Origin of the sequence: Streptomyces sp. NPDC049577 (assembly GCF_040675635.1) — a bacterium.
Classification (GTDB): Bacteria; Actinomycetota; Actinomycetes; order Streptomycetales; family Streptomycetaceae; genus Streptomyces.
Genome location: NZ_JBFAPH010000152.1, coordinates 1 through 15568, shown reverse-complemented (window position 1 = coordinate 15568; position 15568 = coordinate 1). Strand labels below are relative to the sequence as shown.

Annotated in this window: 13 protein-coding genes and 1 pseudogene; 2 read left to right on the top strand and 12 right to left on the bottom strand. The window is 72.6% G+C overall.

The genetic code is table 11. The features are described from left to right. The 9 genes from AB0K09_RS18380 to AB0K09_RS18340 form a co-directional block, all read right to left on the bottom strand. The coding region (locus AB0K09_RS18380) for an MFS transporter (protein ID WP_366066410.1) at nucleotides 1-1571 on the bottom strand (1571 nt) is incomplete at its 3' end. 84 nt (nucleotides 1572-1655) lie between these two features. Then, a complete protein-coding gene (gene fbaA, locus AB0K09_RS18375; protein ID WP_366066409.1) occupies nucleotides 1656-2678 on the bottom strand; it encodes a class II fructose-bisphosphate aldolase in 1023 nt (340 codons plus the stop codon). Between the two features lie 215 nt (nucleotides 2679-2893). Next, on the bottom strand, nucleotides 2894-3439 hold the full coding sequence (gene pyrE, locus AB0K09_RS18370) for an orotate phosphoribosyltransferase (RefSeq protein WP_366066408.1): 546 nt from the start codon (nucleotides 3437-3439) through the stop codon (nucleotides 2894-2896). Nucleotides 3440-3498: 59 nt separating this feature from the next. Continuing rightward, nucleotides 3499-4296 carry an aldose 1-epimerase gene (locus tag AB0K09_RS18365; protein WP_366066407.1) on the bottom strand — a complete coding sequence of 266 codons (798 nt, stop codon included), beginning with the start codon at nucleotides 4294-4296 and terminating at the stop codon, nucleotides 3499-3501. Nucleotides 4297-4345: 49 nt separating this feature from the next. Then, the gene (locus tag AB0K09_RS18360; RefSeq protein WP_366066406.1) at nucleotides 4346-5134 is read right to left on the bottom strand and encodes an SRPBCC domain-containing protein; all 789 of its coding nucleotides are present in this window, start codon (nucleotides 5132-5134) and stop codon (nucleotides 4346-4348) included. 83 nt (nucleotides 5135-5217) lie between these two features. Beyond that, complete coding sequence (locus tag AB0K09_RS18355) at nucleotides 5218-5868, bottom strand: NAD(P)H-binding protein (RefSeq protein ID WP_366066405.1); 651 nt, start codon at nucleotides 5866-5868, stop codon at nucleotides 5218-5220. Between the two features lie 86 nt (nucleotides 5869-5954). Beyond that, nucleotides 5955-7526 (bottom strand): polyamine aminopropyltransferase, encoded by a 1572-nt coding sequence (locus AB0K09_RS18350; protein WP_366066404.1) that lies wholly within the window; start codon nucleotides 7524-7526, stop codon nucleotides 5955-5957. Between the two features lie 104 nt (nucleotides 7527-7630). Beyond that, the gene (locus AB0K09_RS18345) at nucleotides 7631-8152 is read right to left on the bottom strand and encodes a DUF2617 family protein (RefSeq protein ID WP_366066403.1); all 522 of its coding nucleotides are present in this window, start codon (nucleotides 8150-8152) and stop codon (nucleotides 7631-7633) included. A gap of 389 nt (nucleotides 8153-8541) precedes the next feature. Next, the gene (locus AB0K09_RS18340; protein ID WP_366066402.1) at nucleotides 8542-9744 is read right to left on the bottom strand and encodes an aminotransferase class I/II-fold pyridoxal phosphate-dependent enzyme; all 1203 of its coding nucleotides are present in this window, start codon (nucleotides 9742-9744) and stop codon (nucleotides 8542-8544) included. 251 nt (nucleotides 9745-9995) lie between these two features. Here AB0K09_RS18340 and AB0K09_RS18335 point away from each other — a divergent pair, with 251 nt between their 5' ends. After that, entirely contained in the window at nucleotides 9996-11207 is a 1212-nt protein-coding gene (locus tag AB0K09_RS18335) for a hypothetical protein (RefSeq protein ID WP_366066401.1), read from the top strand. Between the two features lie 13 nt (nucleotides 11208-11220). Here AB0K09_RS18335 and AB0K09_RS18330 read toward each other — a convergent pair whose 3' ends face one another. Together AB0K09_RS18330 and clpB are read right to left on the bottom strand one after the other, a co-directional pair. Further along, nucleotides 11221-11751: a YbjN domain-containing protein gene (locus AB0K09_RS18330; protein WP_366066400.1), complete on the bottom strand. Its 531-nt coding sequence runs from the start codon at nucleotides 11749-11751 to the stop codon at nucleotides 11221-11223. A 107-nt stretch (nucleotides 11752-11858) separates the two neighbouring features. Then, nucleotides 11859-14513 carry an ATP-dependent chaperone ClpB gene (gene clpB, locus AB0K09_RS18325; protein ID WP_366066411.1) on the bottom strand — a complete coding sequence of 885 codons (2655 nt, stop codon included), beginning with the start codon at nucleotides 14511-14513 and terminating at the stop codon, nucleotides 11859-11861. Nucleotides 14514-14704: 191 nt separating this feature from the next. Between clpB and AB0K09_RS18320 the strand changes: the two genes are divergently transcribed. After that, a complete protein-coding gene (locus AB0K09_RS18320; protein WP_366066399.1) occupies nucleotides 14705-15112 on the top strand; it encodes a TIGR03618 family F420-dependent PPOX class oxidoreductase in 408 nt (135 codons plus the stop codon). On the opposite strand, the pseudogene AB0K09_RS18315 reads toward AB0K09_RS18320, so the two are convergent. Beyond that, nucleotides 15072-15568 (bottom strand): annotated as a pseudogene (locus AB0K09_RS18315) (hypothetical protein); the annotation flags it as partial. The gene AB0K09_RS18320 and the pseudogene AB0K09_RS18315 overlap by 41 nt on opposite strands.

Here is a 15568-nt window from a genome sequence, read left to right as displayed (position 1 = left end):
CGTCGGCGGTCACCAGGAGCGCGCCGCGCTCGCCCTCTCGGTACGTGAGCCGGCCCCGGGTCTTCACGCTCCGCCTCGCCCGGATCCAGCGGCGGCGACGACACCCCGCAGTGGTATTCGCACTCGGGATGGCAGACGCCCCGCGGCCGCGGTTCCCGCACCGTGGCGACGGCCAGCAGCGCCCCCACGACGAGCAACCCCGCGCACACCCCCATCGCCCGGTCGAACGCCGCCGAGAACCGCGCCGGAGAGCGATACGCGTCCGGCCCCATCCCGGCCGCCAGCGGGAGCGCCGCCACCGCGATCAGGCCCGCCGCCCGCGCCGCCGCGTTGTTGATGCCGCTGGCCAGTCCCGCGCGGGCCACGTCGACCGAGGCCAGCACCGTCGCCGTGAGCGGCGCGACCAGCGCCACCATGCCCAGGCCCAGCACCAGCAGCGCCGGCAGGACGTCGCGCCAGTACGAAGCGCCCGCCCCCACGCGCGTCATCAGCAGCAGGCCCCCCGCGCACAGCAGCGGGCCGACGGTGAGCGGGATGCGCGGCCCGATGCGCTGGCCGAGCCGGCCGGAACGGGAGGAGAGCAGCAGCATCAGCACGGTCGTGGGCAGCAGCGCGGTGCCCGCCACCAGCGCGGACCAGCCGACCACCACCTGGAGCTGGATGACCCCGAGGAAGAAGAAGCCGCTGAACGCCGCGTAGACGAAGAACGTGACCGCGTTGACCGCCGAGAACATCCGGATCGAGAAGATCGACGGCGGCAGCATCGGATTCTCCCGCCGCCGCTCGACGGCGATGAACGCCACGCCCAGCAGCACGCCCGCCACCGCGGGCACGATCACCCACGGCGACACGCCCCGGTCCGGCGCGGCGATCAGCGCGTACGTCACCGCGCCGAGGGCCAGCGCGCCCAGCGTCGCGCCGAGCACGTCGAAGCGGCCGCGCGCGGCCGGGTCCCTCGTCTCCGGCACGTGCCGGAGGGCCACCGGCACGCAGACGGCGGCCACCGGCAGGTTGATCAGGAAGACCCAGCGCCAGCCGGGCCCGTCGACCAGCCAGCCGCCGACGAACGGCCCGACGGCGGCCGCCACCCCGCCCAGCCCCGACCAGGCGCCCACCGCGGCGGCCCGGTCGTCGGGATGGAAGACGGACTGGATCAGCGCCAGCGAACCCGGCGTGAGCAGTGCGCCACCCACCCCCTGCAACGCCCGCGCGGCGATCAGCACGTCCGCGTCCGGCGCCAGCCCGCACAGCAGGGAGGCGAGCGCGAACCACACCACGCCGATCACGAAGACCCGCCGCCGCCCGTACCGGTCGCCGAGCGCGCCGCCCAGCAGGATGAGCCCGGCGAGGGTGAGCATGTAGGCGTTGACGGTCCACTGGAGGGCGGCCAGCCCGACGTCGAAGTCCCGGCCGATGTGGGGCAGGGCGACGTTGACGACGGTGCTGTCGAGCAGCGCCATGCCCGAGCCGAGCACGGCCGTCAGCAGCACGGCGCGCCCGGCGGCTGTGCCGAGCCGTACGGCGGGGCCGGCGGCCGGGTCGGAGTCCCTCCGGACGGCGGAGTCGCTCATGACCGGATCATCCCTCGCCGGCGCCCGTCCGGCCATGCGAAAGGGCCCGGCGCGTGCCGGGCCCTTTCTTCCTGCCGTCGTGGGTTACTTCAGCTTCGTGCCGGTCGAGCGCAGGTCGGCGCACGCCTTGGTGACGCGCTCGGCCATGCCCGCCTCGGCCAGCTTGCCCCAGCTGCGCGGGTCGTAGGTCTTCTTGTCGCCGACCTCGCCGTCGACCTTCAGGACGCCGTCGTAGTTGCGGAACATGTGGGCCGCGACCGGGCGGGTGAAGGCGTACTGGGTGTCCGTGTCGAGGTTCATCTTCACGACGCCGTTCTCCAGCGCGGTGCGGATCTCCTCCTCCGTCGAGCCGGAGCCGCCGTGGAAGACGAAGTCGAACGGGTCCGCCTTGCCGAACCGCTCGGCGACACCCTGCTGGAGGTCCTTGAGGAGCTCGGGGCGCAGCACGACGTTGCCCGGCTTGTAGACGCCGTGGACGTTGCCGAAGGAGGCGGCCAGCAGGTAGCGGCCCTTCTCGCCCAGGCCCAGGGCCTCGGCGGTGCGGATCGCGTCCTCGACGGTGGTGTAGAGGTCGTCGTTGATCTCGTGGGAGACGCCGTCCTCCTCGCCGCCGGTCGGGGTGATCTCGACCTCAAGGATGATCTTGGCGGCGGCGGCCTTCGCGAGCAGCTCCTGGCCGATGGCCAGGTTGTCGGCGAGGGTCTCGGCCGAGCCGTCCCACATGTGGGACTGGAACAGCGGGTTCTCGCCCTTGGCGACGCGCTCGGCGGAGATGTCGAGCAGCGGACGGACGTAGCCGTCGAGCTTGTCCTTCGGGCAGTGGTCGGTGTGCAGCGCGATGTTCACCGGGTACTTCTTGGCGACGACGTGCGCGAACTCGGCGAGCGCGACCGCGCCGGAGACCATGTCCTTGCTGTACTGGCCGCCCAGGAACTCCGCACCACCGGTGGAGATCTGGATGATGCCGTCGCTCTCCGCCTCGGCGAAACCGCGCAGGGCCGCGTGCAGAGTCTGGGTCGAGGTCACATTGATGGCCGGGTAGGCGAACTTGCCTGCCTTCGCCCGGTCGAGCATCTCGTTGTAGACCTCGGGGGTTGCGATGGGCATCTGTCCGCTCCTTGTGATGTGCGGGTGGGCTGTTGTGCTGGGGCCCTGACCTAGGGGGCGACTGTCGCCGTCGACCCCATCTTTCCAGACTCCCCGGATTGCTCCACAGGGGCTCTGCGGGGGCCTCCGGCCGGGATGTGACGCGGGGGTGAGGTTTCACGTGAAACCTCGTGAAACCTCACCCCCGCGTCGCACAGTGCGGGCAAAGCCGCAGGTCAGGCCAGGTCCAGATCGTCCAGGGAGTAGCCGGTCACATAGCGCAGACCCGCGTCCGCGATGGCCTGCGAGGCCCCGCGGTCGACGATCGTGGCCACCGCGACGACCTCCGCGCCGGCCTCCCGGGCGGCGGTGACGGCGGTCAGCGGCGAGCCGCCGGTGGTGGAGGTGTCCTCGACCACCAGCACCCGGCGGCCCTTGATGTCCGGGCCCTCGATGCGGCGCTGCATGCCGTGGGTCTTCTGCGCCTTGCGGACCACGAACGCGTCCAGCTTGCGGCCGCGCGCGGCGGCGGCGTGCAGCATCGCGGAGGCGACCGGGTCGGCGCCCAGGGTGAGCCCGCCGACGGCGTCGTACTCCAGGTCGGCGGTGGCGTCCAGCATCACCTGACCGACCAGCGGCGCCGCCTCGGCGTCCAGGGTGATCCGGCGCAGGTCGATGTAGTAGTCGGCCTCCTTGCCGGAGGAGAGGGTCACCTTGCCGTGGATCACGGCCTTGTCCTTGATCTGCTGCAGCAGGGCGTCACGCACGTCGGTCATGGCCATGAGCTTATTGCCTGCCCGGCGGATCTTCGCCGGAGCTACGGCCGGCACGACACCGCCGGTCACAGGCTCCGCCAGGTCCACGTCGTGGCCACCTCCAGGGGGTCGATCGGCGTGACCAGGCGCGGCAGGGTGTTGAGCCCGTTCGGCGGGCCGGACTGCGGCTCGACGCAGACCGCCTCCGGCTGCTCGTCGTAGATCACCACCCACTCGGCGCGGCTGGTCACCTCGAGCTCCAGCGCACCGGGCCAGGTGAGCGTGGCGGCCACGCCGTCCGGCATCCCGAAGCAGTCGTCCCAGGGCCCGGGGCGCGGCTCGATACGGCGGCCGGTGGGCAGGTGGTCCTCGCCGCGCTCCTCCTGCCAGGCGGCGTGGAAGTCCAGCTCGACGTCCTTGCCGTCGCCGAGGTCGTCCCCGAGGTTGCGGCGGAACCAGGGGTGCCAGCCGGCCTGCGCGGGGAAGGAGTCGCCGTACGTCTCGACGCCCATGGTGAGCGTCAGGGAATCCGGGCCCAGTTCGACCACCTGGGTGACGCGACCCGGGTACGGCCACGGGTCGGCGAGGTCGTACGTGAACACGGCGGACGTCTCGTCCACGCGGGCGGTGCGCCAGGCGGCGTCGCGGCCGGTGCCGTGAATGGCGTGCGGGCCCGAGTTGACCGGCATCTGGTGCGTCATGGCGCCGTCGCGGAACCGGCCGTTCTCTATGCGGCCGCACCAGGGGACCATGGGGAAGGCGCCGTACCGTGCCCCTTGCCGGAGGAGCTCCGCTCCGTGGACCTGGAAGCTGGTGAGGCGGCAGCCGTTGTCGGGGTCGATCGTCACTGCGGCGTTGGCATGGGCCAGGTGAAGGGTCGTCACGTTCTCGACGATAGGGGTTCCTCCCCCGCCGGACCGGCCGGACGGCGCGCTACCGCCTGCGCCGCAGGACCCGGCCGACCACCACCGCGGAGGCCAGCGCCACGGCGGCCGCCGGCGCGGCCCAGCGGAGGGCCGCCGTGCCGTGGGAGGTCTCCGGCGCCGGGACCGGGGCGTAGCGGCCGCGCGGCGGCGCGTGGTCGACCTCCTCCGCGCTGCGGCCGATCATCGTGCGGCGCGCGTGGGCCGCCTCGGCCGGCGGCTCCTCGGGGTCGAGGGCCTCCTCCAGAGCGTTCTTCAGGCCGTCGTCGAGGCCCGCGTCGAGTTCCGCCTCCAGGTCCTCGGCGTCGGCCTCCGGGTCGGCCGGCTCGTCCGCCGGCGCCGTCCGGTACGCCGCCGCGTCGACGTCCGCGCGGAGCTCCTCCGCCAGGGCGGCGCCGAAGCGGTCGAGGAGGCGGCGCGCCGCGGCCTCGGCGGTCTTCTCGTCGAACTCCGCGAGCCGGCCGGCCCGGCCGGCGGTTCCGGTGCAGCTCAGGCGGGTGCCGCCGGGCATCTCCTCGGGCCGTACGCTCAGCGCGAGCGTCACCGCGCCCGAGCCCCGGACCTCCGTGCCCTCGCCCGTCAGCTCGTAGGCACCGGCCTGCTCGGTGAGGCGCAGGGCACCCCGGTAGGTGATCGTGGAGCCGCCGACGCGCAGGCGCAGACGTCCGGCGAGCGAGGTCGGCGACGTGCTGCCGGCGTCCGGCTGCAGGCCGGGGACGCACCGCGCCACGCGCGCCGTGTCAGAAAGGATCTTCCGCACCGCGTCGACGGGATACGGAACGAACACCTCATGCTCCATGGCATGCGAGCCTACCCACCGGGCCCCTCACCAGCACCGCCCCGGTCGAATCCGGTCGAACTTTCCGTCAGAAGCCGCAGACGTCACTCACCGACGGTGAAGCGCTCGCCGATGTGGTTGGCCTCTTCGATCTCGTCGACGAGGGCGACCGCGTAGTCCTCGGCGGAGATCCGGGACGTGCCGTCCTCCTTGACGACCAGATCGTCCAGGGCCGTGCGGTAGGTGCCCGTGCGCTCGCCGGGCGCGATGGACGCGGCGGGGCTGATGTTGGTCCAGCGGACGTCGGTGACCGTGCGGTAGTAGTCGAGCGCGTCGCCGTGCGCGTGCATGATCTGCTGGAGGAACTCCGGGATGCCCTCCGCGTCCCAGACCAGGCTGCCGTCGGGCTTGCGCAGGGAGCCCGCGCCGCCGACCGCGATCACCCGGGGAGCCGTCTCGCCGAGCGTGCGCACGCCCGCGACCAGGGACTTCGCGGCCGGTTCGATGGTGGCGAGGTGCCCGGGGCCGTCCCCGCCGCCCACCGCGCTGACGACGACGTCCTGGCCCTTGGCGACGGCGGCCACGGACGCGGGGTCCAGCACGTCACCGGTCGTCACCGTCAGGTTCTCGTGCTCCTCGGTGAGCTTCGCGGGGTCGCGGACGACGGCGGTCACCCGGTGTCCGCGATCGAGCGCCTCGCGCAGCACGCGGCTGCCGATCGTGCCGGTCGCACCGAAGAGGGCGATCTTCGCCATGACGGGCTCCTCACTCCGTGGCTCTACCCGTGGCTCTACGCCCACGCTAGGCGCGGTGCGGGCGCCCGGCACTCCGGCGGGTCCCGTCAGGGTTCGCCGTAGCGCGGGTGCATCAGTGTCGACGGGAGCAGTCCGGGCTGCCGGTGGGCGGCGGCCTCCCGTCCGTCCTGGTCGAGCTCCGCGGGGGTGAGGGACTGCAGGTACGGGCGCCGGGCGGGCAGCTCCAGGCGGGCGGGGGCGCGGGAGGCGAGCAGGAAGCCCCAGTCCTCGTGCGGCATGCCGTCCAGGCAGCAGCCCGTGACCCGGTAGGGCGCGGTGTCCAGGCCCACCGAGCGGAGGGTCGCGTCGACGGTCCAGAACGTGCGGGGGCGGGCGTCGAAGGCGCCGCCGTGCACGGCCAGCCGGCCACCGGGGGCGAGGGCGCGCGCGACGAGCCCGTAGAACTCCTGGGAGTACAGCTTGGCGCTGGGCGTGACCCCCGGATCGGGCAGATCGGAGAGCACCGCGTCGTACGGCCCGTCCGGGGCGTGCCGCGCGCGCAGCCAGTCGAAGGCGTCGGCGGTGACGACGCGGACCCGGCGGTCCCGGTAGGCGGCGTGGTTCAGACGGACCAGGTCGGGGTCGGTGCGGGCCAGCCGCAGCACGGCGGCGTCCAGCTCGACGACGGTCACCGAGACGACGTCGGGGTAGCGCAGGACCTCGCGCAGGGCCAGGCCGTCACCGCCGCCGAGGACGAGGACGTTCCGGTGCGGACCGGCCATGGCGGGGTGGACGAGGGCCTCGTGGTAGCGGACCTCGTCCCCCGCGCTGACCCGCAGCCGGCCGTCCATGAAGAGCGAGACCGGCCGGCCGCTCCCCCCGCCGCCGGTGAGGACGACCTCCTGGACGTCGCTCTGCACGGCGACCCGGACGTCCGCGCCGTACACGGCCTGCCGCGCGGCACGCTCGAAGGAGCCGCTGAGCACCGAGCAGACGGCGAGCAGGACCAGCACCAGGGCGTTGACCGTGACCAGCACCCAGCGGGCCCGCGCCGACAGGTCGCGGCGGAAGAGCCAGAGCACCAGGACCCCGCCCGCCACCGCGTTGACCGCGCCGGTCACCAGGGCGCCCGTCAGCTGTCCGAGGACGGGCAGCAGCAGGAAGGGGAAGGCCAGACCGCCGACCAGGGCACCGACGTAGTCGGCGGCGAAGAGATCGGCGACGGCGCCGCCCGCGTCCTGGCGGCGGATGCGCTGGATGAGGGTCATCAGCAGCGGCACCTCCGCGCCGATGAGCACCCCGATCGCCAGCGAGAAGACCACCAGCGCCGGCCGCGCCAGCCCGTACCAGGCGAAGCATGCGTACAGCGCCATGGCGGACAGACCGCCGAGCAGGGCGAGCACCGCCTCGACGGCCGCGAAGCCGGCGGCGGCGCGGCGCCGCAGCCGCTTGGCGAGCAGCGAGCCGACGCCCATGGCGAAGACCATCACCGACAGCACGACGGACGCCTGGGTGACGGAGTCACCGAGCAAGTACGAGGCCAGCGCGACCAGTTCGAGCTCGTACACCAGGCCACAGGCCGCGCAGACGAAGACCGTCGTCAGGACAAGAAGGCGGCCGAGCCCGGCCGGTACGGGCAGCCGCGCTGGTGCCGGGCTTGGTACCGGGCTGGAGACCATGCCGGAACGCTACGTCACGGTCCGCCGCCCCCTTGTCACCCACACGAGGGCTTTGCTCACGCGCTCGGGTGACTTGGCGTGTCCTCCGGCCGTCCGGGGCAGCCTCATTGCAGGGGCGCGGCCACCCTGAGGCCCACCCGTGTGCGGGTGGCGACCAGCCGTCCTTCCTGCGGATACGCGTGCCAGGTGCGCCAGGTGACCTGGCCGTCGTGCCGCTGGGCGAGCAGCGCGGTGAAGGCGTGCGGGCTGCCGGGGAAGGTGCCGGCCAGCCCCTGGGGGTGCTCGGCCACCAGCGCGAGGAGCTCCTGCGCGCGCCCCGCGAAGGAGCTGTGCGAGAGCGTCTCGACGCGCGCGGCGAACTCGTATTCCCATGCGCCGACACGCTTGGAGACGCCGAGCGGAAGGGGGGTGCTGCTGCCGGGTATGCAGGCGACCGTCTCCGAACAGGAGCCTCCGTCCTCTTCGAGCAGGACCTGGTGCGAGGCGCCGAGCAGCCGCAACTGCACGGCGGAGTCCTTCAGTTGCAGGTCGAGCACCGCCAGCGCGGGAAGCGGCTCCTTGCCCAGGCACCAGGCGAGGTCGGCGGCGCGGGTATCGGTGTAGGTGGTCTTGAGGGTGGTGAGCATGGGTCGGCTCCGCGAGCGAGCAGTGGAGGGTGGGCCGGCCCGCCCCGGAGAGGAACGGATGACGCGTTCCTCGCGAGTGCGCCGGCTCATGCCCACATGGGAGGCCCTCGGTCTCGGAGGCTGTAATTCCGACGAATCCGAGGAAGTTGTCTCTGAACGTGGCTCTGGATGAGAGGGAATCATGAAATGCGCGGCGCTCACAGCGTTTTTACCCATCATCTTCTGGATTCCATCCACGCGAGCGCCTTGCAGTTCACATGTTCACCATCCCGGCGCCCGGCGGCCCTCGCGTTCTCCGCCGGACGCATATGCGGCCGGAATGCGGGCGTACGGGGAAGGCGTGCCTTCTTAGGTTCGGCTTCCCTATGGCCTGCGCTTCAGCGGGTGCTTCAGACGGCGCTTACCAGCCTCTCCACGGCTTCGCACAGTGACTTCTCGCTCCGGCAAAAGGAGAAACGCACCAGATGAGTGGGGGCGCCGGGGCGCACATAGAAGGCGGACGTCGGAATTGCCACCACCCCGGCGCGTGCGGGGAGTTCACGGCAGAAACGCGCGCCGTCCGCATGCCCCCACGCGCGGATGTCCGCCTGGACGAAATATCCGGCGTCCGCACGGCAGGGGCGCAGACCCGCCCGCGCGAGCCCCTCGCTCAGCAGATCGCGATGCCGGCGCAACGTGCCCCTGAGCTCTGCCGCCCACTCCTCCACGCCCCCCAGCGCTCGCGCGAGCGCTTCCTGGTACGGCGTCCCGGACGCGTAGGTGAGGAATTGTTTCGCCGCCCCGACGGCGGCGACCAGCCGGGCCGGGCCGCAGACCCAGCCGATCTTCCAGCCGGTCACGTTGAACGTCTTGCCCGCCGACGACACGGTCAGCGTCCGCTCGCGCATCCCGGGCAGCGCGGCGATCGTCCGGTGCGCGCCCGGGCCGCCGTCCGGCCCGTCGTACACGAGGTGCTCGTAGACCTCGTCCGTCACCACCGTCAGATCGTGCTCACGGCACACGTCGGCGACGGCGTCGAGCTCCTCGGCGGTGAACACCTTGCCGGTGGGGTTGTGCGGCGTGTTGAGCACGAGGACGCGGGTGCGCGGGGTGACGGCCGCGCGCAGCGCGTCCGGGTCCAGCACGAAGCCTCCCCCAGAGCTGGACGCCTGGGGGGACCCCCATCCCTCCTCGGCGAGCGGCACCCCGACCAGCCGGGCGCCCGCGAACCGGGCCCCTGCCGGGTAGGCGTCGTAGCAGGGGTCGAAGGCCAGCACCTCGTCGCCCGGGTCGCACAGCGCGAGCAGCGCGGCCGCCAGCGCCTCGGTGGCCCCGGTGGTCACCAGGACCTCGCCCTGCGGCGCGTACTCCAGCCCGTAGCGGCGCAGCTGGTGGGCGGCGATCGCCTCGCGCAGGGCGGGGAAGCCCTGCGCGGGCGGGTACTGATTGCCGCCCGCGAGGACCGCCGCGGCGACCTCCTCCAGCAACGCGCGCGGCGCGCCGAGCTCGGGCACGCCCTGGCCGAGGTTGACGGCACCGGTGCGTCTGGCGAGCTCGGTCATCTCGGTGAAGACGGAGGTCCCCAGACCCTGCACACGTTCCGCGGTACTCATGTGTTCCCCTCCCTGTTCGATGCGTGGATCTTTCCCCTGCCCCGCCTCTTCCCGAAACCGGGGGCTCCGCCCCCCAGACCCCGGACCGCGCCGACGCGCGGTGTCCTCGAACGCCGGACGGGCTGGATCGTTGTGCACCCGAGCGGGTGGAACCCGCGCCCCCTACGGGCGCTGCTCACCGCGCGCGCGACGCGCGAGAACGCATGGTCGGTATGCCGAGATCCCCACAGCACCCTCACCGGAGGTGCCCCGTGTCCGCCGACACCGTCGTGCCCATCCGCGCCCCGGATCCGCGCCGCGCCGCGCGGAACCGGCGCCGGATCCAGCGCTACGAGCGCGTGCGCGCGGCCCTGCGCCGTGCCGCGCCCGCGCTGGCGCTGTACGCGGCCGCCCGGCTGACCGGCATGTCGCTGATGGCCGCCTGGGCCTGGTGGGTCGGCCGCCACCCCCGCACGCTCCTCGGCCACTCCTGGGACGGGATCTGGTACGCCGGGATCGCCCGGCACGGCTACGGCCTCGTCGTGCCGTCGGCCACCAGCAAGGGCGTCATCTTCAAGGACGTCGCGTTCTTCCCGCTCTTCCCCGGCCTGACCCGTGCCGTGTCCACCGTCCTGCCGGTCGGGGTGGTCACCGCCGGACTGCTCGTCGCCTGGCTGTCGGCGGGAGCCGCCGCGTGGGGCGTGTATGCGGTCGGCGAGCGGCTGCACGGGCGGCGCGTGGGGACCCTGCTCGTCGTGGTGTGGGGCCTGCTGCCGCACGCGATCGTGCTGTCGATGGCGTACACCGAGTCCCTGATGACCGCCCTCGCGGCCTGGTCGCTCTACGCCACGCTCACCGGCCGCCGGCTCTGGGCCGGCGTCCTCGGACTCCTCGCGGGCCTCTCCCGCCCCAACGGCATCGCCGTCGCCGCGGCGATCGCCTGTGCGACCGCGCTCGCGCTGCGGCGCGAGCCGCGCCTGTGGCGCGACTGGCGCCTGTGGACGGGTCTGGTGCTCGCCCCGGTCGGCTGGGCGGGCTACGTGGTGTGGGCGGGGCTGTACGCCCAGGGCAGCCCGTTCGGCTACTTCGAGGTGCAGCGGCTGTGGGGCTCGCGCTTCGACTTCGGCCAGGGCGCGTTCACGTTCATCCGCCATCTGATCACCGGGCGGGACGTCATGGCGTACTACATGTCCTTCGCCGTGCTCGTCGTCGCCCTCGTCGCGCTGGCCTTCCTGATCGTCGAGCGGCCCCCCGCGCCACTGCTGGTGTACACGATCGTCCTCGCCCTGATCGCCGTCGGCGGCTCCGCCTACTTCGCGTCCAAGCCGCGCTTCCTGCTGCCCGCCTTCCCGCTGCTGCTGCCCGCGGCCCTGGCAATGGCCAGAGCCCGGCAGCGCGTCGTCGTCGTGACGATCGGCGCGCTGGCCGGGCTCTCGTTCTTCTACGGAACGTATCTGGTGGCGGTGGGCCGCCTTCCGATGTGAGGCGGTGAGGCGGTCAGGCCTCGTCGTCCGGCTTGTCGTCACCGGACTCGATGTCGGCCTCCAGGCCGAGCTGCTCGACGAGCCACTTGTCGAACTCGATCGAGGCCCGCACCCAGCTGACCGTGCTGGACACGAAGTGCTCCAGGGAGACCCCCACGCCGATCAGCATCTGCGCCTCGCCGATCAGGCGGACGGTGCCGTCGTCGTGCGTGTGGGTGTAGACCTTCGGCCAGAGCGTGCGCCGGTTCCAGTCGTCGATCACCTCGAGAAGCTTCGTCTTCTCGTCGATCCCGTGCGGCCGGTCGTAGAACGTCCGCACGGAGAAGACCTGCTGCTCCTCCTCGCCACGGAACATGAAGTACGTCCGGAACAGCTCCCACGGCGCGGCGAGGTCACCCTCGTCGTCGACGACGTACTTCAGCTCCATCTGGTCCAGAAGCTGCTTGACCAGGTCCTGGTCGGGGATGACGGGGCCGGTCGGGCCCGTCTCGTGCGGCTCGGGCTGGCCCCCGAAATTCGGAATCGAGGACGGGTCGATGCTCACCGTGATTTTCCCTTCGTACGGTCTCTGGCCATCCTCCCTCACACCTCCCGGATCGCCGCAACCCCTCCGCTCCCGGCGGAACCGGGAACGGAGGGGCGAGGGGGCCCTCAGGCCGCCTGCGGCTGCCGCTCCGCCGCCGTCACCGTCAGGCCCTCGCCGGAACCCGGCACGCGGTCGACGCGGACCGTGTCGCCGTCGCGGACGTGACCGCCCAGGATCGCCCGGGCGAGCTGGTCGCCGATCGCCGTCTGGACCAGCCGGCGCAGCGGCCGCGCGCCGTACGTGACGTCCGGTGCGGCGCCGTCCCCGGCACCCTCGTGGCCCAGGGCCGCCAGCCAGCGCAGGGCGGCCTCGGTGACGTCCAGCGTGAGCCGCCGGTCGGCCAGCCGGCGCTGGAGGTGCCCGATCTGGATCTCCGCGATCCGCTCCAGCTGCTCGGCGCCGAGCGGGTGGAAGACGACGATGTCGTCGAGCCGGTTGAGGAACTCGGGCCGGAAGGAGGCCCGTACGGTCTCCAGCACCCGCTCCTTCTTCTGCTCCTCCTTCAGCAGCGGATCGACCAGGAAGGTCGAGCCCAGGTTCGAGGTCAGGATCAGGATGGTGTTCCGGAAGTCCACCGTCCGGCCCTGGCCGTCGGTGAGCCGGCCGTCGTCGAGGACCTGGAGCAGGATGTCGAAGACCTCGTGATGGGCCTTCTCCACCTCGTCCAGCAGGATCACGCTGTACGGCCGGCGGCGCACCGCCTCCGTCAGCTGACCGCCCTCCTCGTACCCGACGTAGCCGGGCGGCGCTCCGACCAGACGGGCCACCGAGTGCTTCTCGCTGTACTCGCTCATGTCGATGCGGACCATCGCCCGCTCGTCGTCGAAGAGGAAGTCGGCGAGCGCCTTGGCCAGCTCGGTCTTGCCGACGCCGGTCGGGCCGAGGAAGAGGAACGAGCCGGTCGGCCGGTCGGGGTCGGCGATGCCCGCCCGGGACCGGCGCACGGCGTCCGAGACGGCCCGGACGGCCTCGGCCTGCCCGATCAGCCGCTTGCCGATCTCGTCCTCCATGCGCAGCAGCTTCTGCGTCTCGCCCTCCAGCAGACGGCCCGCCGGAATGCCGGTCCAGGAGGCGACGACGTCGGCGATGTCGTCCGGGCCGACCTCCTCCTTGACCATGAGGTCCTTGGCGGCGGCCTCCTGCTCCGCCTCCGCCTCGGCCTGCGCGGCCTCCTCCAGCTCCCGCTCGACGCCCGGGATCTCCCCGTACAGCAGCTTGGACGCGGTGTCGAAGTCGCCGTCGCGCTGGGCGCGCTCGGCCTGCACCCGCAGGTCGTCCAGGCGCTCCTTCAGCTCACCGACCCGGTTGAGGGACTGCTTCTCCTTCTCCCAGCGCGCCGTGAGCCCGCGCAGCTCCTCCTCCTTGTCGGCGAGGTCGCGCCGCAGCTTGGCCAGCCGCTCCTTGCTCGCCTCGTCCGTCTCGTTGCGCAGGGCCAGCTCCTCCATCTTCAGCCGGTTGACGGCGCGCTGGAGCTCGTCGATCTCGACGGGCGAGGAGTCGATCTCCATACGCAGCCGGGACGCGGCCTCGTCGACGAGGTCGATGGCCTTGTCCGGCAGGAAGCGGGAGGTGATGTAGCGGTCGGAGAGCGTCGCCGCCGCGACCAGCGCCGAGTCCGCGATCTGCACCTTGTGGTGCGCCTCGTAGCGGCCCTTGAGCCCGCGCAGGATCGCGATCGAGTCCTCCACGGACGGCTCCGCGACCAGCACCTGCTGGAAGCGGCGCTCCAGCGCCGGGTCCTTCTCGATGCGCTCGCGGTACTCGTCGAGCGTCGTCGCGCCGACCATGCGCAGCTCGCCGCGGGCCAGCATCGGCTTGAGCATGTTCCCGGCGTCCATCGCGGAATCCCCGCCGGCCCCGGCCCCCACCACCGTGTGCAGCTCGTCGATAAAGGTGATGATCTGCCCCTCGCTGGCCTTGATCTCCGCCAGCACGGTCTTCAGCCGCTCCTCGAACTCGCCGCGGTACTTCGCACCCGCGACCATCGCGCCGAGGTCGAGCGCCACCAGCCGCTTGTTCTTGAGCGACTCCGGCACGTCGCCCTTCACTATCCGCTGCGCGAGCCCCTCGACGACGGCCGTCTTGCCGACGCCGGGCTCGCCGATCAGCACCGGGTTGTTCTTGGTGCGCCGCGAGAGCACCTGGACCACGCGCCGGATCTCGTGGTCCCGCCCGATGACGGGGTCGAGCTTGCCCTCGCGCGCGGCGGCGGTGAAGTCCGTGCCGAACTTCTCCAGCGCCTTGTACGTGCCCTCCGGATCGGGTGTCGTCACCCGCTGGCCTCCTCGTGCCTTCTCGAACGCCGTCAGCAGCTTCTCCGCCGACGCGCCCTGCTCCGCCAGCAGCTCCCCGGTGCGCCCGCCCTTCGCGGCGAGCCCCATCAGCAGATGCTCGGTCGAGATGTACTCGTCGCCCAGGGCCCGCGCCCGCTCGGCGGCGTCCGCCAGCGCGGCCATCAGCTCCCGGTTCGGCTGCGGCGGCGCGACGGTCGACCCCTGCACGCTCGGCAGCCCGGCCAGCACCCGCTCGGCCCCCGACCGCAGCGCGGCGGCGTCCGCCTCCACGGCGGCCAGCAGGTCCATCACGTTCTCGTTGTCCTGCCCCGCGAGCAGCGCGAGCAGCAGATGCGCGGGCGTCATATCGGCATGCCCGGCCGACACGGCCCGATCATTGGCGGCGCTCAGCGCCTCACGGCTCTTGTTGGTCAGCTCGGCATCCACGGCCTCGGGCTCCTCCTGCTCCGTCACTGCGATTGCTTCGTGGAACGTGCGATAAGTTGAGTCTATTCCACTCAACCCGTAGGGCGGGAGCCCCCTCTTCCGAGTGAACCGGGCGGCACGCGCCCCCGCCACCGCAGACGAGGACCGAGGACCGGGTTCTGCGGCTGAAGCCGCGCACTACCCTGACCCACATGGCCCAGGACCTCACCAGCCCCGACCCCGCCTACCTCGCCTTCTGGCGCGAGCGCCACGTCTGCACCCTCACCACCCTCCGCCCCGACGGCACCCCGCACGTCGTGCCCGTCGGCGTCACGTACGACCCCGAAGCGCGCATCGCCCGCGTCATCACCGACAAGGCCAGCCGCAAGGTCGCCAACGTCCAGGCCGCCGCCGGCCCGGAGGGCGCGCGGGTGGCCGTCTGCCAGCTGGAGGGCAAGCGCTGGGCCACGCTGGAGGGCCGGGCCGTCGTCCGCACCGAGCCGGACGTCGTCGCCGACGCGGTGGAGCGGTACGCGGTCCGCTACGGGCGCACCCCGCGCCCGAACCCCACCCGCGTCGTCATCGAGATCGCGGTGACGAAGGCGCTGGGGCGGGGCTGACCCCCAGCGCACCGCAGATGTCGCGGATCATCACGTCCGGCCGGCGGAACACATCCACCGCCGTGAACCGCAGGATCCGCCGCACCTCCGGGCACGCGGACAGATCGTTGAACCGGGCCGTGTCCCGCTGGTGCTGCGCCCTGCTTCCGTGCCACGCGTACCCCTCGATCTCCACGACCAGCCCCTGTGCCCGGAAGAAGAAGTCCGGGTACGCTCGGCGCCCGCTGGGCGCGACCAGCAGGACCTGCGTCTCCGGGTAGAGCCCGGCGTCGTGCATCCGCAGCCGCGCCACCGTTTCCGCGGGCGACCCGGCCCGGGGATCCGCCAGCGCCAGCCACTCCAGGCCCGTCCTGGCCCCGCGGCTGGACGAGGACGTGCGCGTAGAGCAGCTGCCGCAGCCGCTGCGCGGCGCGCGACAGGCCGGCCCGGACACGCGGCGGGCCGGAGCGCGCGGGT